Genomic DNA, 20,941 nt, shown 5'->3' on the forward strand with positions numbered 1-20,941 from the left:
TCGGCGCCCAGCTCTCACCGATCCTGCGCCGTGGCCGACCCGCCGCGTCAAGCCCGATTCACGCGCGCGGTAGCCTCGATCGATGCCCCGCACCGTGACCCCGCCGCATCCGTTCGACGTCGCGACCGAACTGATCTACGACGGCGACGGGAACTATCGCGGGCAGACCACGCCGGACTACGCCAATATGGTGGGCCCGTTCGGTGGGATCACCGCCGCGACTCTGCTGCGTGCGGCGCAGGAGCATCCGGATTGCCTTGGTGAACCGCTTTCGATCACCGTCAATTACGCCGGGCCGATTGCCAGCGGGCCCTTCGTCATCTCCGCGGTTCCGGTGCGCACGAACCGCAATACGCAGCACTGGACACTGACCCTCAGCCAGGACGGTGCCGTCACCACCACTGCGACAGCGGTATTCGGCAACCGCCGCCAGACGTGGTCCTCCACCGAGGTCACCGCACCGGCGGTGCCGCCCGCGGACAGCCTCGAGCCCGAGGCGCTGCCGGAGTTCATCGCCTGGGTCCGCAATTACGAGATGCGATTCGTCGAGGGCGCCATCGCGATTCAGGACGCGGATCCGAACCACAGTTCGACCACCACGCTGTGGGTGCGGGAGACGCCTGCGCGGCCGCTGGACTACCCCGGCCTGACCGCGCTCAGCGATGTGTTCTTCCCGCGGGTCATGCTCCGCCTGGGCCGGGTCGTGCCCGCCGGCACCGTCTCGCTGACCGTGTATTTCCACGCCGACACCCAGCTGCTGACCGCACAGTCCGACCTGCCGGTGCTCGCCACCGCCCGCTCACAGCACTTCGGCAACGGCTTCTTCGACCAGTCGGCCGAGCTGTGGGCCGATAACGGCACACTGCTGGCAACGAGTCACCAGATGGTCTATTTCAAGGACTGACGGCCCTCAGAGGATCGCGACCGGGGCCACGGGGGTTCCGGTCGCGCCGGCAAAGGGCTCGGGCATGGCGGAGAGCAGGAATTCGTACTGCCCCTCCTCCGCGCAGACTTCCGACAGCTCCTGCAGATTCCAGTTCTGCCCCTGCAGCATGCCCATCTCCACAAGATGCAGCGCGTGCACGGCCAGCATCAGATTGTCGATTTCCGGCGGGAAGATCTCGAAGGTGAGCGTGTCGTTGGCTACGGCCGCGACATCGCGTGCATGGAACCATTCGGGGCACCGCACGGACAGACCGGGCGCCGGTACGGCATAACCCTGGCGGTCCCCGGCCAGGAACAGCCGCATCTGGCCGGTGCGGACGAGCACGATATCGCCCGCACGCACCTTGACCCGGCCGAATTCCTCGGCGGCCTCCAGATCCTCCGGCGTGACAGCGTGATCGCTGGCCAGACCGTCCACCCCACGCGCTCGGGCCACGTCCAGCAGGACGCCGCGCGAGACGATGTGCGGCACCTTGTCGATTCCGCTGAAGGCCGCACCCTTGTGCGCGGTGATGGTGTCGGCGGGACGGCCGTTGTAGATCCGCCCGGAATGCGAGATATGCGTCAGGGCATCCCAGTGCGTTCCGGCCTGCAGACCCATCGTCACCACGTCGTCACTGGTCGCAATGGTGCCGGGGCCGAACAACTCCCAATTGATCGCGATCATGCTGTGGAGCGCATTGACCCGGCCCGGAATCATCCCGGTCTGCACACCCTGCTGACTCAGGGGCAGTGCCAGCGCCACCCGGCGCCCGCTGCGCACCGTGCCCGCCGCGGCCCGCACCACCTCATCGGTAATAAGATTGAGCGTGCCGATCTGATCGTCGGAACCCCAACGGCCCCAATTGTTCACACGCTTTGCGAGGTCGAGAAATTCCGCTGGAAAAGCCATACATCCGAACCTACAGACCGGCCGAACACGACCGCGCCCCGGCTGCGCCCTCATCGCGCAACCGGGGCGGGATCCCAGGTTCGAGTTATTTCGCTGCTGCGACCGAAAGGATCCAGCGCAGGTTTAGCAAGTGACGAGCAAACTCTAAGTTCAATCCGGTCTCGCGACAATGCGCAGGACTGTGACCTGCACGACCGCACCGGTTCGGTGAACAGCGGACGACCAGTTCGCGGGTACCGTGGACTGTTGGTCACCGGGGTGTTTGCTCACTGGTAACCCTTATGTGAAACAACGGACATCGAAACGCCGGACAGTTCGCTGACCGGACAGTTCGCTGACCGGGCAGTTCTCTGAGAGGTGGGCAGGACTTGATGGTGCAGAACGAGGTCGAGACCGCGACGGGCGTCAGTCCGATGCTGCGGGCCGCACTCGCACCACCCGCCCGCACCCTGGTCGATATCCTGGCCGCGACCGCACAGGAGCACCCGGACGCACCCGCCATCGACGACGGCGAGACAGTGCTCAGCTACGCCGAGCTACTGGCGGAGACCGAGATCGTCGTCGGCAAGCTGGCCGCGGCCGGCGTGCGCGCCGGTGACCGCGTCGGGGTGCGGATGCCGTCGGGCACCGCGGAGCTGTACCTGACGATTCTGGCGGTGCTGCATGCGGGCGCGGCCTATGTACCCGTGGACGCCGACGACCCCGACGAACGCGCCCGGCTGGTCTTCGGCGAGGCGAAGGTGACCGCCATGGCCACCGCCGGCGGAATCGAAACCACCGCTGTGGCACATGAATCGACCGCCGCGTCGACCGCGCCGCCCACCCCGGCCGACGACGCCTGGATCATCTTCACCTCCGGCTCCACCGGAACCCCGAAAGGTGTTGCGGTAACCCATCTCAATGCCGCCGCCTTCGTCGATGCCGAGGCCCGGCTGTTCCTGCGGCAGGCGCCGATCAGCCCCGGAGACCGTGTCCTCGCGGGACTTTCGGTCGCCTTCGACGCCTCCTGCGAGGAAATGTGGCTGGCCTGGCGGCACGGGGCCTGCCTGGTGCCCGCACCGCGTGCGCTGGTGCGCACCGGCGCGGATCTGGGCCCGTGGCTGGTGCGGCGCGAGATCAGCATCGTGTCCACGGTGCCCACGCTGGCCGCCACCTGGCCCGCCGAGGCCCTGGATTCGGTGCGACTGCTCATCTTCGGCGGTGAGGCTGTCCCGCCGGAACTCGCCGAACGTCTGGCCGGCACCGAGGACCGCGAGGTCTGGAATACCTACGGCCCCACCGAGGCTACCGTGGTCGCCTGCGCCGCACTGCTCGACGGATCCTTCCCGGTGCGCATCGGACTACCCCTGGACGGCTGGGATCTCACGGTTGTCGATGCGGCCGGAAACCCGGTGGGCGAGGGCGAATCCGGTGAGCTGGTCATCGGCGGCGTCGGCCTGGCCCGCTATCTCGACCCGGCCAAGGATGGGGAGAAGTACGCGCCGCTGGAGTCGGTCGGCTGGGAACGCGCCTATCGCAGTGGCGATCTGGTCCGCAATGACAGTGAGGGATTGGTCTTCCTCGGTCGCGCCGACGATCAGATCAAGCTCGGCGGCCGCCGTATCGAACTCGGCGAGATCGACAATGCGCTGCAGCACCTGCCGGGGGTGACGGGCGCGGCCGCCGCGATCCGAACCACCAAGGCGGGCAATAAGATCCTGGTCGGTTACCTGACCGGCCCGGGCGCGGACTACGACATCAAGGCCGCCAGAGCTCAACTAGGGGAACAACTCCCGGCCCCGCTGGTCCCCCGGCTGGCGGTGGTGGCGGAACTGCCCACCCGCACCTCCGGCAAGGTCGACCGCAATGCCCTGCCGTGGCCGCTGCCGAAGGCGACCGACGCCGATCCGGGACTCTCCGCCACCGAGCAATGGGTTGCCGGACTGTGGGATTCGATTCTGGGCGCCGAGGTCAGCGATCCGAATGCCGATTTCTTCGATCTGGGCGGCGGTTCGCTCGCGGCCGCACAGCTGGTCACCGCACTGCGGGAACGGCAGCCGCGCATCACCGTCGCCGACCTGTACGACCACCCGCGACTCGGCGCGCTGGCGTCACTGCTGGATGCCAGCGCCCCGGCCGTCGCGGTCGTGGATCGCGTGGTGCGCCCGGTCCCCCTGCGCGCCCAGTGGTTCCAGGTGCTGGCCACCATCCCCCTGACCACGCTGACCGGACTGCAATGGCTCACCTGGCTGGGCATTGTCGGCAATATCGGGGCCTGGACCGGCTCGCTGCCCTGGCTGCCGCGCCTGTCCTGGTGGTGGGCGCTGATCGCCTTCCTGCTCTTCATCTCCCCGCCCGGGCGCATGGCGCTGTGTGTGGCGGGTGCACGTACTCTCCTGCGCAATGTGAAGCCGGGCAGCTATCCGCGCGGCGGCCGGGTGCACCTGCGACTGTGGACCGCGGTGCGGCTCTCGGAGGCCAGCGGGGCCGAAAACCTCTCCGGCGCACCGTGGATGGTGCCGTTCGCCCGGGCGCTCGGCGCGAAGATCGGCAAGGGGGTGGATCTGCACACGCTGCCGCCGGTGACCGGCATGCTCGAATTGGGCGACGGCTGCAGCGTCGAACCCGAGGTGGACCTGTCCGGGTACTGGATCGACGGCGATGTGGTGCACATCGGCCATATCGAGATCGGTCCCGGTGCGGTGGTCGGCGCACGCTCGATCGTGCTGCCCGGCAGCAAGATCGGTAAGAACGCCGAGATCGCCGCCGGTTCCGCGGTGTCCGGCAAGGTGAAGGCCGAGCAATCGTGGGCCGGCTCACCGGCGGTGAAAGTCGGTAAGGCACAGCACCGCTGGCCCGATCACACGCCGCCGCGAGCACGGCACTGGGTCGCGATCTTCGGTATCACCTCGATGCTGCTGGCGGCCGTGCCGATTCTCGGCCTGGGTACCGGCGGGCTCTTCATCGCCTGGGAGATTCGCAAGACCACCACGCTGACAACGGCTCTCGGCCACGCCTTCGCCCTGCTGCCGATCGCGACGCTGATCAGCCTGGGCGTGTACGCCGTCGTGACGATCGTCGCGGTGCGACTGCTCAGCATCGGGCTCACCGAGGGTTATCACCCCGTGCGCAGCCGCATCGGCTGGCAGACCTGGGCCACCGAACGCCTGCTGGATTCGGCGCGCACCTTCCTGTTCCCGCTGTACGCCAGCCTGCTGACCCCGGTGTGGCTACGCCTGCTGGGCGCGAAGATCGGCAAGGGCGTCGAGGCCTCCACCGTGCTGCTGCTGCCGAAGTTCACCACGGTCGCCGACGGTGCGTTCCTGGCCGACGACACCATGATCGCCAGTTATGAACTCGGCGGCGGCTGGCTGCACATCGGCGAATCCAAGGTCGGCAAGCGCGCCTTCCTCGGCAACTCCGGCATGACCGCGCCGGGCCGCCGGGTGCCGAAGAACGGTCTCGTCGCGGTGCTCTCGGCCGCACCGTCGAAGTCCAAGGCGGGCTCGTCATGGCTGGGCAGCCCGCCGGTGCGCCTGCGCCGCACCGCCGGAACCGGTGATACCGCACGCACTTTCGATCCGCCGCCGCGGCTGCTAATCGCGCGGGGCATTGTCGAGACCTGCCGTCTGCTTCCGGTGCTGGTGACCTTCGCCATCGGGCTGGGCGTGCTGTTCACCCTCGCGTGGCTGGCGCAGACCCTCGGGCATCTGCCCACCGCGCTGCTCAGCGGCCTGGTGCTGCTGGCGGCGGGCGCGATCGCGGGCACGAGTTCCGTTGTGGCCAAATGGGTTTTGGTGGGACGCATTCGCGCCGAGGAGCATCCGCTGTGGAGCTCGTTCGTCTGGCGCAATGAAGTCGCCGACACCTTCGTGGAACATGTTGCGGCGCCGTGGTTCGCACGCGCGGCGACCGGTACTCCCGTACTCAATTTGTGGCTTCGCGGACTCGGCGCCGAGATCGGCCGCGGGGTATGGTGCGAGTCCTACTGGCTACCCGAGGCGGACTTGGTGACTCTGGGCGACGGCGCGACCGTGGAACGGGGCTGCGTGGTGCAGACCCACCTGTTCCACGATCGAATCATGGCCATGGACACCGTCACCGTCGGCGCGGGCGCTACCCTCGGCCCGCACTGCGTCGCACTGCCCGCCGCGAGCATCGGCCCGGGCGCCACCGTCGGCCCCGCCTCACTGGTCATGCGTGGGGACACCGTGCCGCCGTCCACCCGCTGGTGGGGCAATCCCATTGCGCCGTGGACCGATCGGGCGGAGGCCGGCGAATGATGCCGAACAAGTTCTCCGAAGACGCCATCGACGATTATCTGCCGCAGAACGGAAATCGCGGTTACCGGGTGTCGCGGTACGACCTGGAACTGGTCTACAAGGTCGCCAGCAACCGGCTGGCGGGGCGGGCCGAGATCACGGCGGTGAGCACCGGCGTGCGGGATCGCTTCGCACTGGATCTTTCTCAGTCGCTGACCGTGTCCAAGGTGCTGGTCAACGGCTACAAGGTCGCGAAATACACACACCAGCAAGGCAAGCTGGTGATCACGCCGTCGATCAGGGTCCCCGCCGGCGGGGCACTGGCGCTGGTCGTCCAGTACGCGGGCACGCCGAAACCGGTGCGCGGCCCGTGGGGTGAGGTCGGCTGGGAGGAGCTCACCGAGGGCGCGCTCGTGGCCAGTCAGCCCAATGGCGCCGCCTCCTGGTTCCCGTGTGACGATCACCCGAGTTCCAAAGCCAGCTACCGCATTTCGATCACCACCGACACCCCGTACTACGCGCTGGCCAATGGCACGCTGATGCGGAAGCAGACCAAGGCCAGCCAGACCACCTGGGTGTACGAGCAGCCCGAACCGATGGCGACCTACCTGGCCACCGTGCAGGTCGGGCCGTACCGGAAGCATCGGCTGGAGGCCCCGCGCGGTGCGGTGCCCATGCAGGCCGTGCTGCCGCAGCGCCTGCGCGCCGCCTTCGATCACGACTTCGCGCGCCAACCGGAGATGATGGCGGTCTTCACCGATAAGTTCGGCCCGTACCCCTTCGATGCCTACACGGTTGTCATCACCGATGACGAGCTGGAAATCCCCATCGAAGCGCAGGGCATCTCCACCTTCGGCGCCAATCACTGCGACGGCCACCGCGGCTCGGAACGCCTTGTCGCACACGAGCTTGCGCACCAGTGGTTCGGCAACAGCCTCACCATCCGCCAGTGGCGCGATATCTGGCTGCACGAGGGCTTCGCCTGTTATGCCGAATGGATCTGGTCCGAGGCCTCCGGCGGCGCGAGCGCCGACCAGCTGGCCCGCACCGCCCGCCTGCGCCTGGCCCACCAGCCCCAGGACATCCTGCTCGGCGATCCCGGCCCGGCCCGCATGTTCGACGACCGGGTCTACAAGCGCGGAGCCCTGACCCTGCACGCCCTCCGCCTGCGGCTGGGCGATCCGAAATTCTTCAACCTGCTGCGCGAGTGGACCACCCGCTACCGCCACAGCTCGGTCACCACCGACGAATTCATGGATCTGGCAGGGCATTACAGCGCGGCCCCGCTGCGGTCGCTATGGGACGACTGGCTGCACAGCCTGCCGCTCCCACAGCTGCCGCCGCCGGGCGCTCATCACGCCTGAGGCTCTTGCGTGGTACCGGTGGCGAGCCCAGTGACCGACAGCTGCGGTGTGCGCAGGATCGGCCCGAATTCGAGGCCGCCAACCGGTACCACCGGCCGAGAATGCGGGGATGATCTAACTACAGGCATCTTGTGATCATGCATCGACAGGAGAACGCCATGCTCCACACCCGCCACCCCGCCCGAACCGCGGTTCTCATCGCAGCCACCGGCTGCCTGAGCATCACCTCCGCCTTCGCCTCCGCACAGCCACCGGCTTCCATCTCCGTCGACCGGCAGATGAGCTACAACGTCACCACCTTGACCATCAACGGCTCCGCCACCTGCGCAGGAGGCGGCACCGCCGGCGTCACTATCGTGAACGGCTCCCTGGAACAGATGTTCCAAGGCGGCATCGGCGGCCCGATCGCCGTCCAGCTCGACGGCTCGGTCCTCGTCACCTGCGACGGCGCCCCCCACAACTGGTCAGGCCGTCTGGTCGCCCCCGGCCGCGCCCTCCCCACCGATTCCGGCGGCACCGTCACAGCCAACCTTTCCCAAGGATCGACCGTCATAGCCAGCACAGGAGCCCAGGGCGTCTTCATCGCACACTGACCGCACGCTTCTACCGTCCAGCTGAACTACGCCACCGACGCCGACCTCGCCGCATCGGTGGTCATCAAGACCTCGGTGAAAGCGCTTCTGCTGCTGCCGATGTGGGTGGCCCTCGCACACTGACCCTCCGCGTGCAATGCCGCGTCCGATATCCGCGCGTATCAGGTGTGGGTGGCGGACAGACTTGTTGTATGGGTGAGGCTTTCGATGGAATCGTTGACCGGTTCGTGTCGGCCAGCGCGGAATTCGAGTGGAGGCTGCGGGAGGTAGGGGCTGGTCAGCGGGTGGGGCCGACGCCGTGTGCGGAGTGGAATGTGCGGCAGTTGGTGAACCATATGGTTCGGGGGAACCTCAGCTACGTTCAGCTTGTGAGCGGGGGCGGCCGCGAGGAATTCCTGCGTATGCGGGACGTCGACGCGCTAGGTGATGATCCGGGTGTCCGCGTACGTCGCATCGGTGCGCGAAAGCAGGGAGGTGTTTACGGCGCCTGGGGTTTTGGATCAGATTGTCGACTACCCGATGGGGAAAGCGTCCGGCCGACAGGCTCTGGCGGTGCGAACCACCGATACTGTCATTCACACTTGGGATTTGGCTCGGTCCATCGGTGCCGAGGAGCTACTCGACACCGACATGATCGGATGGATCGACGACAATCTCGAGGAGATCTATGCCGGACTCTCCGAAATGCCGACGTCCGTGGACACTTCCCACCGGTTCTTCGCCGCCCCTGCGAATGTCGGTGCCGGGACGCGGCAGGACCGGCTGCTGCGGCTGATGGGCAGAAATCCCTGGTGCAGCCGGTGGCTACCGAGGACTTGGCGACCTGGCGCGTTTGATACATAATCACCGTTATGCCAAAACAGGTCGACTTTGCCGAGCAGCGGCGGACGATCGCGGCTGCCGCCGTCGCGGTGATCGACAAGGCCGGGATCGACGGGGCGCGGCTGCGGGATGTGGCGGCGGCCGCGAAGGTCACGACCGGTGCGGTCACGCACTATTTCGACGGTAAGGACGCGGTGCTGGAAGCCGCGCTGTCGGAGGTTGTCCGGCGCATGCTCGAGCGGCCCGCGCCTTCGACCGATGTACCGATCGGCCTGGTGAGCTGCATCGAGCTGTTCTGCGGATACCTTCCCCTGGATGCGCGGGGGCTCGGCGAATGGCGGGTGTGGCTGGCCTTCTGGGGGCGGGCGATGACCGATGAGCGCCTCGCCGCCGTGCATCGCCGCTACTACGAGGAGATCGTCGAGCGCATTACGCGACGGCTCTCGACGCTTCAGGGCACATCCGCACCGCGGGAATTGGGTGTCTTCGCGGATTCGGTCCTCGCGGCGATCGACGGAGTCGGCACCCGGGCCACGCTGGAGCCGCAATCGTGGCCCGCCGAACGCCAGCGCCGCACCTTGTCGGCACTACTTCTCCCCGTACTCACCGCGCTCACGAACGGAATCCAGGAAGTCTGACGATGACGCAGCAGAATATGTCCGCCGATGATGCGTTGTCGGACTTCACCATTCGTGAGATCACCCTCGAAAACGTCACGAAGCGGGTGTATATCGCCGGATCCGGCCCGGCCGTGATCGTCATGACGGAGATGCCGGGCATCAGCCCGCATGTCGCTCGTTTCAGCCGCTGGGTACGGGATGCCGGGTTCGCCGTCTACATGCCGTCACTGTTCGGCCGGGACGGCGTCGTCGCCACCGCGGACGAAGGTGCGGCGATATTCCGAAAGGCCTGTGTCAGTGCCGAATTCCGAGCCTTCGCCGCAGCCGAGTCCAGTCCCGTCACCAGTTGGTTGCGAGCACTCGCACGGCTGGCCCTGGATGAATGCGGCGGTCCGGGCGTAGGCGCGATCGGCATGTGCTTCACCGGCAATTTCGCACTGTCCATGATGCTCGAACCCGCCGTGCTCGCCCCCGTACTTTCCCAGCCGACGCTGCCGATGGATAACCCGGCGGGTCTGGAGAGTCCCCCCGATGAGCTTGCCGCCGTACGCAATCGGCTCGAGAAGGACGACCTCACGGTGCTCGCCTACCGATTCGCGGGCGACACGTTCTGCCGCGCCCAGCGTTTCGCCGCCTACCAGGAGGCCCTGGGCGACCGATTCGTCGGCCGCGTCCTCCCCGACCATGCGGCCAATCCCGAAACGGCGCCGTTCTTTTCGGTGCACGTCGCGAGTCCGCACAGCGTTGTCACCGCCCACCTGATCGATGAGGCAGGCCAGCCGACCATCGCCGCCCGCGATGAAATTCTCGCCTTCTTTCAGCACCGCCTGAGCCCGGAGACCGAGACGAGGTCGTAATGGCTCACCCTGGAGATCACACTGCCGCTGTAATGCTGGCCCTGGACACCACGCCGAGGTCTTATAGCTGGCCCTGGCGACCGCGCCGAGGCGCGCTAGGGCAGTAGCCCGTTGAGGTGATCCGGTTCAGAGCCAGGGCGATGTGCAAGCGATGGCGGCCGAGCGCCGTATCGGGCCGATAGCCGAGAACTGTTGCGAGGCGCGGAATTCGGGCCTGCAATGTGGAGTGATGGAGATACAGCGCCGCCCCCGCACGCAGGCTGTCATGTTCGGAGAAGGCCGTGAGGGTCGGTAGCGCACCGGGGATCTGGTCCCGCGCCGCTCGAATCGCCAGCACATCGTCGACCTGTGCATCCGCCGGCGAGATCCGCTCGGCGATAATGCCCATCCCACCGAGGTCCTCGTATCGCAGTCGGCGGGACCGTCAATTCCGGTGAGCCTCTGGACGTGCGCGGCGCGAACCGCCTACCTGCGACGAGTGCTGAGTTAGGTCTCCGAGGGTCCGTCAGCGTCCGGGCAGGGTGCTGAGGGACCGGGAGCGGCGCTCGACGAGTTCGGCATAGGTGCCGTCGCGTTCTGCCCACCGATGCATGAGAACGCCCTTGACCAGGATCTCGTTCGAGGTGGGATTCTCGCTGAGGAGTTCGGTGACCTCATCGAGGAAGCCATCCAGCGGCAGCGCGGCGGGGTTGATCTTCTCCTGGCCGGCCGTCGCGACAGCGGGCGGAATGAGCTCGGTGACCTCGACACCCGTGCCCGCGAGCTGCGCCCGAAGCGATTCGGTGTATGCGTGCACTCCTGCCTTCGACGCGGCATAGGTGGGCATGAGCGGGAACGGAAGGAAGGCGATGCCGGACGTAACCGTGATGATGTTGCCGCCACCGCGCTCGATCAGATGCGGGGTGAAGGCATCGATCACCCGGATGGTTCCGAGGAGATTGATCGCGATGGTGGTCTCCGCCTGGGTGATGTGGGCGGGGTCGCGCAGGTCCTCGACGAGCATGACGCCCGACATCGTCACCACGACATCGAGGCCGGGATGTCGCGCGAGGACCTCGTCGCGGGCACGAAAGATGGAGTCGGGGTCGGCAACGTCGATCTCGACCGTCTCGAGATCGTCAACCCTGCCGGTATTGCGCCCTCCGACAATGACCCTGCTGCCCGCCGCGACAAAGCGACGGGCCAGCCCGAGCCCGATCCCGGAGGTCCCTCCGACGATGAGAACGGTGCGCTCGCTGATGTCCATGCCTGCCTGCTTCCTGTCCGATGACGGGTACATCAGAATGGTCACGCCGAACGGCCCGGTCAGGAAGGGAGTGACAGTCCCCCTCTCGAGGTGCACTCAGCGGGTGGCGGGCTCCCGGGCGGCCATCGCCTGGCCGGTGAGTTCCACGGAGTGGACGCGGTCCGCGATGCGGTGCGCGTGGTGGGCGAGGATGAGTTCGTCCGCCTGGATGCCGGCGGCGAAATCCTCCAGGTACGCAACAACTTCGGCGGGCGTGCCGACCGCGGTGTACTTGGTCATCGATGCCAGCTGGTGTCCGTTCGGCGAGGCCAGGAAGGCGTCGATCTCGTCATCGGTGTAATCGACCCCGGCCGCGCTGCGCTTGATGAATGCCCGGGTGCGCGCCCGGTAGGAGATGGTCTTCTGCTCCGCGGCCTGGTCGTGATCGTCGGCGGTGAAGACATTGACCCCGGCCATGACGTACGGCTCGGCCAGCTGCTCGGACGGCTGGAACCCGTCACGGTAGGCGCGAACCGCCTGGTGCAGGGCATCGGGCGAGAAGTGCGACGCGAAGGCGTACGGCAGGCCGAGATGCGCGGCGAGCTGAGCGCCGAACAGCGACGAGCCCAGAATGTACAGCGGCACAATGCCTTCCGCGCGCGGCACAGCCTTGACGCCCGGGATGCGCGAATGACCCGACAGGTAACCCTGCAGTTCCAGCACATCCTGCGGGAACGAATCCGCCGAGGCGGGATTGCGGCGCAGGGCCAGCATGGTCTTCTGATCGCTACCCGGCGCGCGGCCCAGACCCAGGTCGATGCGACCGGGGAACAGCGTCTCCAGCGTGCCGAACTGCTCGGCGATCACCAGCGGCGAGTGATTGGGCAGCATGATGCCGCCGGCTCCGAGCCGAATGGTGTCGGTATGCGCCGCCACATAGCCGATGAGAACGCTCGTCGCACTGGAGGCGATCGAGCTCATATTGTGGTGCTCGGCGTACCAGACCCGGCGATGCCCACTGCGCTCCGCGGCCTGCGCCAACTTGACGCTGTTGTCGAAGCTGTCACGCGCGGTCTGCCCGGGCGCGATCGACGCCAAGTCGAGAAGGGACAGTGCGATGGGCATACGAGCACCAGCTTTCAGAGAAATCGGCAAGTTCGGTGGCGGGCGACAAACACCCGCCTCCTTTCACAATCCTCGAACCGCCGAACTTATGCCCGAGGCCGCCCGACCAGAGCGGTGAGATTCATGACTTCGACGCGATTCGCCAGGTCAGACACGGGAGAACCGGAGGGTGACCAGCTGGAAAGGGCGCAGCTGCAGCCGCACTGCCGAACCGTCCAGAACTGCGGACGAATCGCTTTCTGTCGGCCGCTCCAGCAGATCGCAAACCTGCAATCGGGAGGTATCGAATCCGAGGGTGACAAGGGCCGAGACCCGGCCGCCCTCGGCTTCATACACGCGGAGCACCACATCGCCGCTACCGTCGTCGGCGAGCTTGACGGCGCTGGTCACCACTGCGCGGTTGTCGATGGTGAACAGCGGCGCGACCGCCTCGGCAACGGTCGGCGTGATCGGAGCGAGGTTGATGCGGTAGCCCGCACACACCGCATCGCCGATCGAGGCGCCCGGAATGAGCGAGTGCCGGAAGGTGTGCGTGCCATGGTCGGTCTGCGGATCGGGAAACCGCGGCGCCCGTACAAGCGACGCCCGCACCGTCGTGGTGGTCCCGCCATCGGCCCGGACCGTGCGGGTGACATCGTGGCCGTAGGTCGAATCGTTGACCAGCGCCACACCCCAGCCCGGCTCGGCGACGTGCACGAACCGGTGATTGCAGGCTTCGAACTTCGCGTACTCCCAGCTGGTATTGGTGTGGGTCGGCCGGAACATATGCCCGAACTGGGTTTCGGAGGCGTAGCGGTCGGCGTGAATGTCCAGGGGGAACGCGAGTTTGAGGAATTTCTCGGTCTCGTGCCAGTCGACGCCGGTGTCGATATCGAGGCCACGTGCGCCCGCTCGCAGCGACAGGGTCTGCTCGACCTTCGAGGACCCGAACGACCGGCCGACCCGTACCACGGCGGATTCGGTCGAATCCGGTCCTGCCGCAAGGAAATCCACCTCGACGAGGTCGGTGACCCGGTTCCGGTAGAAACGGTCGACGTCCCAGGCATCCCACGAGTTCGGCAGGTCCGGATGCAACTGCAGCAGGTTCGCGGCCGATTCCGGCGGCAATGTCTCACGCTGGTGGGCGAGGTCGAAGACCGATACGACAAGCCCGCGCACATCGATTTCGACTCGCAGCACACCGTTTTCGAGGACGAAGCCGCCCTCGGCACGTGCGGTCACCGAGCACGAGCCGGACTGCTCCGGGACAGCGGCCGCCCCGGCCGGTACCGATTGCCAGGTATGCGGCGTGGAATTGAAGCCGTTCGGTCCCGCCCGCTCACCGCCGAGCACCCATTGGGCCCGCTCGATGATCTCGGTCAGCTCCCGCGTCACCGCCGCGTACGTCTGTGCGGCCTCGCAATACACCCAGGCGATCGCCGAGCCCGGCAGAATATCGTGGAACTGGTGCAGTAGCACCGTCTTCCAGAGACGGTCCAAGTCCGCGCGAGGGTATTCGGCGTTCTTGCGCACCGCCGCGGTGGCGGTCCACAGCTCGGCTTCCCGCAGCAGGTGCTCGCTGCGACGGTTGCCCTGCTTGGTCTTCGCCTGGCTGGTCAAGGTGGCGCGATGCAATTCCAGATACAGCTCTCCCACCCACACCGGTGGGTTCGCATACTCGGCCTCGGCCTTGGCGAAGAAGTCGGCGGGCTTGTCCCACAGCACTTTCGGCGAGCCTTCGAGGTTCTTCATCCTGGCGGCCTTGGCGACCATCTCCCGCGTGGTGCCGCCACCGCCGTCGCCCCACCCGGTGGGCGCCAGTGACATCGAGGCACGGCCCTTGTCTTTGAAATTCCTTGCGGCATGCGCGATCTCACTGCCCTGCATCGAGCAGTTGTAGGTGTCGACCGGCGGAAAGTGGGTGAAGACGCGGGTCCCGTCGATGCCCTCCCACAGGAAAGTGTGGTGCGGGAACTGATTGACCGCGCTCCATGAGATCTTCTGTGTCAACAGCCATTTGGCCCCTGCCGCCTTGATGATCTGCGGCAGTCCCGCGGCGAATCCGAACGTGTCCGGTAGCCACGCCTCCTTGTTCTCGATCCCGAACTCCTCCAGGAAGAACCGCTTCCCGTATACGAACTGCCGCGCCATCGCCTCCGAGCCCGGCATATTCGTATCCGACTCCACCCACATCCCGCCGGCGGGCACGAACCGGCCGTCCCACACCGCCTTCTTGACCTGCTCGTAGACCTCGGGCCGATGCTGTTTCAGGAAGTCGTATTGGGCGGCTTGGGACATCGTGAAGATGAAGTCGGGTTCGTCTGCCAGCAGCGCGGTCATATTCGCGGTGGTGCGCGCGACCTTGCGCACCGTTTCCCGCAGCGGCCACAACCAGGCCGTATCGATATGCGCATGTCCGACAGCGGAAATCGTGTGCGCCGACGCTATCGCCGGCGCGGCCAGCACCTCGGCCAGACATTCGCGCGCAGCCTCGGCGGTCGAGTTCACATCTTGCAGATCGATGGCGTCCAGCGCGCGCTCGATCGCCCGGACAATGTCGTAGCGCCGGGCCGGGTCCTCGGGCATCTCGTGCATCAGCTCGCCGAGCACTTCCAGATCCATCACCAATTGCCAGACCTGCGCGTCGAAGATCGCGAGGTCCATCCGCCCCAGCCGATACTGCGGCTCTCCACCGGCGGTGAGCCTGTCGCCCAGGGCGGTCGGCGAAAAGAACGGAATGATCGGGTTGGACGCCGCCTCGACATGCAGCACCACCTCCTCCCCACCGACCGCGGGCGCCGCGATCCGCACCCACTGATTGCGCGGATGCAACCCCTTGACCGGCGACCCATCCGCCCGATAAACCAGCCCCTCGCACTGAAACCCAGTCATATTCCGATCGAACCCGAGATCGATGATCGCCTCGACAGTCTTACCCGCCCACGCCGCGGGAACCGTCCCCTCCACCGTCAACCAACTCGTCCCCCAGGGCGCACCCCACCGGTCCCCCGACGCGACCCCGGTCCGCGGCCCGGCCAACCCCTCCGCCACCGGCACCGGCTCATCCGGCGCAACCCACATGGATGCCCTGAGCGGCATCGACTCCGGATAAATCGCCGGAACGATCCGTTCCCCCAGCACCCGTCCGAGCCGACTCTCGATCAAACGACGGTCATCATGCACAGCGCTAGCTCCCATCGAAGCGGCGGCCACTACCTAGGGCCCATTCTGCGGCAACGATGGGTGATTTCAGTGCCCCCGGCGCGGATCGAACGCGCGGCCTGCCGCTCGAGAGGCGGTATGGCATCGTTCGCAGAGTCGGCCGGGGGTCGGCAAGCTAATTTCGGTGCGGCCGTACGTCGGCCTCTGCCAATCGATCGGTCAGCGACTCGCGGGCGGTGACCAATGAGGGGCCGTACCAGGTGAGGTGGCGGCCCTCGACCAATGCCACCGCTATGCCTGGAAAGGCTTCCGGGCCATCGGTTTCGGTGAATACATAGGGCTCGTCCGGAAGCACGGCAAGATCGACGGTCGCCACCAACTCCTGAGTGGACACCGTCGGATACCGCTCCGGCAGATCGGCGTGGACGAGTCGCAATCCGAGCCGCCGCGCTAGATCACCCGTGAAGGTATCCCGCCCGACAACCATCCACGGATCCCGCCACACCGGAATCACCGCATTACGTAGCGTTTTCGGCGGCGGTGGCGCCCAGCTCGCCTCGGCCTGCCCCAACCAGTCCGGCATCCCGGCGTCGAGGCCCACGGTGAAGAGGCGGTCCATGGATGTGAACGCTTCCTCCACCGTCCGAATCCTGGTCACCCACACCGCAATACCGGCACCCCGAAGCCGCTCGACATCGATCCGCCGATTCTCCTCCTGATTGCACACCACCAGATCCGGAGCGATCTCGACAATCCGCCGAACATTCGGATTCTTCGTCCCCCGAACCCGCTCGACCGCCAATTCCGGAGGATGCGTACACCACTCGGTTGCACCGACCAACAGATCCGGGCAGCTCACCGCAATAGCCTCGGTCAGCGACGGCACCAGCGATACAACACGCCGCACCGGCCGCCGCAGCCGCACAACGGCACCGAGATCATCGAGCGCCTCCGCGGCAGCCACACCCTCACCCGGTACAGAACGTGCCGGCTGACAGCGCCCCCAGCACACACTCCGGATGCGCCACCACCCCGAAGGGGTCACCGACAACCGGCGAGACAGCAACCAGAATCCCGTAAACGGTATCCACGGCCACGCCGACCACCAAACCTGTGTACACCGACAAGATGTTCGGGTCCATAACCGCCAGCCTAGACGAGCAACCCCGACCTCTCAGCCCCCGGCCGCCACTCGCTCACCTACAACCGAACAGTCCGTTCAGCCACAGCGCGCACTACCTGAAGACGTGTTATCGCCGGAGGACTCGCACCAAGAGACACCGATAATCGAGGCCCGCCTGACATCGCCCACCAAACCCCACACCTCCGCCCTCATTTCCACTGATAAGAGCAAAGAAGCCGGGACAAGAAGAAGCAAAACAAGAAGAGCTGAAAGATAAAATCCGAGTATTCTGAATAGGCTTATATCACAACGGAATTCGCCTTTCCGGGTCTGTTTTCCGGGAGTAGAATAGAGGCATGGAATCAGGGGGAGAATCCGCAATCACGACCGGTGCAGCCGCACTGGCCGCTGCGGTCGAATCCCTCACCAACCTGTCGTTGATCCCTTTGCCGGACACCGACATTGTGGCGTTGATGCAGCAGATCGAGACCTGCACTCGCCGGTTGGCGTCGGTGCAACGGGATCTGATCGTGCAAGCCTGCGCCCGGTCATTGCCTGCCCTCAACGGTTCGGGTAGTCCGGCCCTGTATTTGCAATCGGTGCTGCATATCTCGCACGGGGATGCGATCAACCGGTGGCGTAGCGCGGAGGATCTCGCGGTGTGGCACCGCGTCGGTGACGACGCGGACGCGGATCCGGCGCCGGTCCTGCCGAACGCGGCCCAAGCCCTCGACGAGGGGGCGATCTCCCTCGATCACGTGCGGGTCATCCGGCAGGTCATGAACCGGCTGCCCGGCAAGGTCGCGCCCGAAGCCCGCGCCTACGCCGAGAAGCAACTCGCCTTCCAGGCGCGCGCCCTGGATCCGACACATCTGCCGAGGATCGGGGAGATGATCCTGGGTTTCCTGGACCCCGACGGCAAGCTCACCGAGGACGCGGACCGGCAGAACCAGCGCAGCGCGGTTCTGAGCCCGCAACGCTACGACCTGATGTCCACCCTCACGGTCGAGCTCACCCCCGACGCCCGCTCGGCTTTCGATGCTGTCATGGCCAAGCTCGCGCGTCCGGGGATGTGCAACCCGGCCGACAAGGAAAGCCCGTGGGCCGAGGACGAGGACAACCCGGTACCCCGAGACGTGCTGGAAGCCTGCGCGGCCCGGGACGAGCGCAGCAAGGCCCAACGCCAGCACGACGCCCTGCTGGCGGTGTTGCACCCGGACTTCAACCCCGCCAAGCTGGGATCGCACCGTGGGCTGCCGGTCTCCACGATCATGACCATGAGCATCGAGGATGTCGAACGCGCTGCGGGGGTGGCCACCACCGCCACCGGTGGGCAGGTCCCGGTCGAGAACGCCCTCCGGTTGATGGCCCGCCACTGCAAGACGTTCGTGCTCGTGAAGAACAAGAACGGGATGCCGTTGCATATCGGGGAAATCCGGTTGGCGAACCCGGCACAACGGTTGGCGTTGATCGCCACCGAACGCGGGTGCACCCGCCCGGGTTGCAGCGCTCCGGCGAGTATGGCCGCGGCCCATCATGTGACCGAGTTCAGCAAGGGCGGCCCCACCGACATCGAGAACCTGACCTTGGCGTGCGATCACTGCCACGCCCTGGTCAAAGACGGGCCACGTGGGTGGAAGACCATCAAACTCGGTGCGGATTCGGACTTCCCGGGCCGGACGGCGTGGATCGCCCCGGCGCATGTGGACCCGACCCGGACGCCACGGGTCAATCACCTGCACCATCCCGAGGAGTTGTTGACCGAGGCTCCGCCCTCGATGGGCCCTCGCAACTACTGCAATCCGGTGCGCCCGCAACCGGTTCGGGACCGCTCGGCCCGCCGGACCTCCACACCCCCGGCACGACAATAGGTCCCCCGGCCTCTGGTGTCGCCGACAGGTTGTTCCTGTCGGTGCTAGAGGTCGTTGCCGCATCGGCTTTCAGGCCGGTTCGCTCGCCGAACAATGACAACCCCACCGCGACAACAGGTTTCCCCGCCCCGGACGTGTACCCGCAGGGCGGCAACACCACCGAGGGCCACCACCGAATCTGCCCGCCCACCACACCACCACGCCAGACCGCGAGTCATCCCTGCCCCTGCCGCTGCCGCTGCCGCCGCTGCCGCCGCTGCCGCTGCCGCCGCTGCCGCCGCTGCCGCTGCCGCCGCTGCCGCCGCTGCCGCTGCCCCTGTCGGCCTGATCCCGCTCCTGCTGTAGGCCGCTGCCCGACGTGGCCTTCCGGGTTCTGTTCTTCGATCCCTTGTTTCCAGGTGTCCTTGTCTTTCGGCTCTTGTCTTTTCGTTGGGTGTCTGTGAAACCGGACCACAGCCGGTCGACCCCGCTGGTACCGCAGGTATCTCCTCGGCCCGGAAGGTCAACCGGGTACCCCACCCCACGTCACCAGCACGGCCATCTCGGGCCCTGCCCGCACCCAGAAACCCACCACCGCCCCTCGGCGCAAGCAACCCAGGTGCACCGGCCTACCTCGGCCTCGAATCCCCCCGAAGCAGGCACTGCACAGGCCCTCTCTCCGACCGCACAGCAGGTGCCTACGCGGCATAGACCTGATAACCGTTGTGCCGCTGAGAGACCCGCCGTTCCGTCCATGGTGGCCGATGGTTCTATGCCGAAACCGTCGGTGCACCTGGGTTGCCTGCCTCTCGGGCAGGGTTGGCCGGCAGAGGGTGCGGGCAAAGCCCGAGATGGCCGTGCTGGGCACGTAGGGAGCCGTACCCGGTTGACCTCCCGCGGTTAGGACGAGCACCTGCGGTTCCAGCCGGGTCGACCAGCTGTGGTCCCGTTCTCGAGACGAAAACTAAAAGCGGAGGACCGAGGACGGAGGACGGGAAGTGTGGATCGGGGCGCTTGTTGTCGGGGCCGGTCATTAGGGGCTGATCTTCGCGTCATGGGCGTGGGCTCGTGTAGTCGCCGGGCGCTCGTCGCGGCCGTTCTCACTCCACGGACTTGCCGCCGAACGCCGCTGAGGGCTGCTGGCTCGGTGCTGACGACGCCGCCAGCACCGAGCCAGGTTGTTGCACTACCTCCGCCGAGATCACGCACTCGACTGATCCGCGGGTGCCGTTGCGGTGCTAACCGCCCAGGTTGCAATTGCCGTCGCTGGACCAGTAGCAGGTGTTCCTGCCGCTGGAGGGGAATCCGACTACCTGGAGATTCGGGTTCGAGTGCCCGAAGCCGGAACCGTTGAGTTCGAGGTAGAAACCGGAGGCCCCGCTATGGGCGCCGGTGCCCCAGAGGTAGCCCTGATTGTTGCCGGGGCCGGTGCCTTTGTAGATGACGAAGTTTCCGTCGCCCTGCATGGTGGCAAAAACCTGTGAGTGACCGGAGGTACTGGAACACCAGACGCCGCCCAGATTGTTACTCGGCCCGGTTCCGCGATAGACGCAGAAGTTGCCGTCGCCTTGCAGGATGGCGAAGGCTGGACTGTCCTGGGCTATTGTCGTCAAGTAATCCCCTTGGGCCAGTACCTGATTCGTATTGAGCACCGAACCGATCGCGTCGGCGCCGGCCTGTCCGGTGTTCATGGATACGATCGCGGCGGCCGACATAGCAAGGGCCGCAATGTACTTCGTGAGTTTCATACACACTCCCCAAGGCGAGCCGGGCCCGATCGACCCGTTCTGGCGAGGACGCTACAGCAAGATCTATTGGTGGCGTTGAGCTTTCGGAATGCAACATTCCGTGTTCACAAATGACCCTACCGGCCTCGATACATCGCCACCCGGATACCTTCAGTGCATCGCTGGCCGCACCGGCGCGGCCGGGCGGTGCCGGTGCCGGTGCCAGTGTCGGTGCCAGTGTCGGTGCCAGTGTCGGTGCCAGTGCAGCATTAAACACGTAGCCATGGGCTGTGCGGGCGCTTAGTATCTGCGCGAGATCGTTGAGCGCACGTTTGGGGGGTTCTGCCGCGTTCGGCGGGGTTTCGACCTGGGGCGGTGCAAACAGGCAGGGTCGGTACGCGGGCGGCGGGGCTACG

The 20,941-nt window shown here is 66.4% G+C and carries 16 protein-coding genes and 1 pseudogene; 9 read left to right on the forward strand and 8 right to left on the reverse strand.

From position 1 onward, the window contains the following. Positions 1 to 82 precede the first annotated feature (82 nt). Positions 83 to 904, forward strand: coding sequence for an acyl-CoA thioesterase (locus OG716_RS14050; RefSeq protein WP_405138071.1), 822 nt, complete (start codon positions 83 to 85; stop codon positions 902 to 904). A 6-nt stretch (positions 905 to 910) separates the two neighbouring features. Here OG716_RS14050 and OG716_RS14055 read toward each other — a convergent pair whose 3' ends face one another. Next, complete coding sequence (locus OG716_RS14055; RefSeq protein ID WP_405138072.1) at positions 911 to 1,837, reverse strand: cyclase family protein; 927 nt, start codon at positions 1,835 to 1,837, stop codon at positions 911 to 913. Positions 1,838 to 2,208: 371 nt separating this feature from the next. On the opposite strand from OG716_RS14055, the gene OG716_RS14060 reads away from it, so the two are divergent. From OG716_RS14060 to OG716_RS14090, 7 genes and pseudogenes are all read left to right on the forward strand, one after another. Continuing rightward, entirely contained in the window at positions 2,209 to 6,099 is a 3,891-nt protein-coding gene (locus tag OG716_RS14060) for a Pls/PosA family non-ribosomal peptide synthetase (protein WP_405138073.1), read from the forward strand. Beyond that, complete coding sequence (locus OG716_RS14065; RefSeq protein ID WP_405138074.1) at positions 6,096 to 7,442, forward strand: M1 family metallopeptidase; 1,347 nt, start codon at positions 6,096 to 6,098, stop codon at positions 7,440 to 7,442. The genes OG716_RS14060 and OG716_RS14065 overlap by 4 nt, the downstream gene beginning before the upstream one ends. Positions 7,443 to 7,573: 131 nt before the next feature. After that, on the forward strand, positions 7,574 to 8,035 hold the full coding sequence (locus OG716_RS14070) for a hypothetical protein (RefSeq protein WP_405138075.1): 462 nt from the start codon (positions 7,574 to 7,576) through the stop codon (positions 8,033 to 8,035). Positions 8,036 to 8,226: 191 nt separating this feature from the next. Further along, positions 8,227 to 8,415: pseudogene (locus OG716_RS14075) on the forward strand (maleylpyruvate isomerase N-terminal domain-containing protein); the annotation flags it as partial. A gap of 55 nt (positions 8,416 to 8,470) precedes the next feature. Beyond that, positions 8,471 to 8,878, forward strand: coding sequence for a hypothetical protein (locus OG716_RS14080; protein ID WP_405140318.1), 408 nt, complete (start codon positions 8,471 to 8,473; stop codon positions 8,876 to 8,878). 8 nt (positions 8,879 to 8,886) lie between these two features. Further along, positions 8,887 to 9,495: a TetR/AcrR family transcriptional regulator gene (locus OG716_RS14085; RefSeq protein ID WP_405138076.1), complete on the forward strand. Its 609-nt coding sequence runs from the start codon at positions 8,887 to 8,889 to the stop codon at positions 9,493 to 9,495. Between the two features lie 2 nt (positions 9,496 to 9,497). After that, the gene (locus OG716_RS14090; RefSeq protein WP_405138077.1) at positions 9,498 to 10,334 is read left to right on the forward strand and encodes a dienelactone hydrolase family protein; all 837 of its coding nucleotides are present in this window, start codon (positions 9,498 to 9,500) and stop codon (positions 10,332 to 10,334) included. Positions 10,335 to 10,395: 61 nt separating this feature from the next. Here the strand turns inward: OG716_RS14090 and OG716_RS14095 are convergent, their stop codons facing one another. From OG716_RS14095 to OG716_RS14120, 6 genes are all read right to left on the reverse strand, one after another. Then, on the reverse strand, positions 10,396 to 10,722 hold the full coding sequence (locus OG716_RS14095; protein ID WP_405138078.1) for a helix-turn-helix domain-containing protein: 327 nt from the start codon (positions 10,720 to 10,722) through the stop codon (positions 10,396 to 10,398). Between the two features lie 117 nt (positions 10,723 to 10,839). Beyond that, a complete protein-coding gene (locus OG716_RS14100; protein ID WP_405138079.1) occupies positions 10,840 to 11,580 on the reverse strand; it encodes an SDR family oxidoreductase in 741 nt (246 codons plus the stop codon). Positions 11,581 to 11,676: 96 nt separating this feature from the next. Continuing rightward, the gene (locus OG716_RS14105) at positions 11,677 to 12,684 is read right to left on the reverse strand and encodes an LLM class flavin-dependent oxidoreductase (RefSeq protein WP_405138080.1); all 1,008 of its coding nucleotides are present in this window, start codon (positions 12,682 to 12,684) and stop codon (positions 11,677 to 11,679) included. A gap of 147 nt (positions 12,685 to 12,831) precedes the next feature. Further along, complete coding sequence (locus OG716_RS14110; RefSeq protein ID WP_405138081.1) at positions 12,832 to 15,846, reverse strand: alpha-mannosidase; 3,015 nt, start codon at positions 15,844 to 15,846, stop codon at positions 12,832 to 12,834. Between the two features lie 154 nt (positions 15,847 to 16,000). Continuing rightward, positions 16,001 to 16,789, reverse strand: coding sequence for a helical backbone metal receptor (locus OG716_RS14115; protein WP_405138082.1), 789 nt, complete (start codon positions 16,787 to 16,789; stop codon positions 16,001 to 16,003). Positions 16,790 to 16,793: 4 nt separating this feature from the next. Then, positions 16,794 to 16,967 (reverse strand): hypothetical protein, encoded by a 174-nt coding sequence (locus OG716_RS14120; protein ID WP_327146223.1) that lies wholly within the window; start codon positions 16,965 to 16,967, stop codon positions 16,794 to 16,796. Between the two features lie 337 nt (positions 16,968 to 17,304). Between OG716_RS14120 and OG716_RS14125 the strand changes: the two genes are divergently transcribed. Then, positions 17,305 to 18,819, forward strand: a complete 1,515-nt coding sequence (locus tag OG716_RS14125; RefSeq protein ID WP_405138083.1) for a DUF222 domain-containing protein — start codon at positions 17,305 to 17,307, stop codon at positions 18,817 to 18,819. Between the two features lie 1,217 nt (positions 18,820 to 20,036). Here OG716_RS14125 and OG716_RS14130 read toward each other — a convergent pair. After that, positions 20,037 to 20,546: a hypothetical protein gene (locus tag OG716_RS14130; RefSeq protein ID WP_405138084.1), complete on the reverse strand. Its 510-nt coding sequence runs from the start codon at positions 20,544 to 20,546 to the stop codon at positions 20,037 to 20,039. Positions 20,547 to 20,941: the final 395 nt, after the last annotated feature.

This window comes from Nocardia sp. NBC_01388 (assembly GCF_045040085.1).
Classification (GTDB): Bacteria; Actinomycetota; Actinomycetes; order Mycobacteriales; family Mycobacteriaceae; genus Nocardia.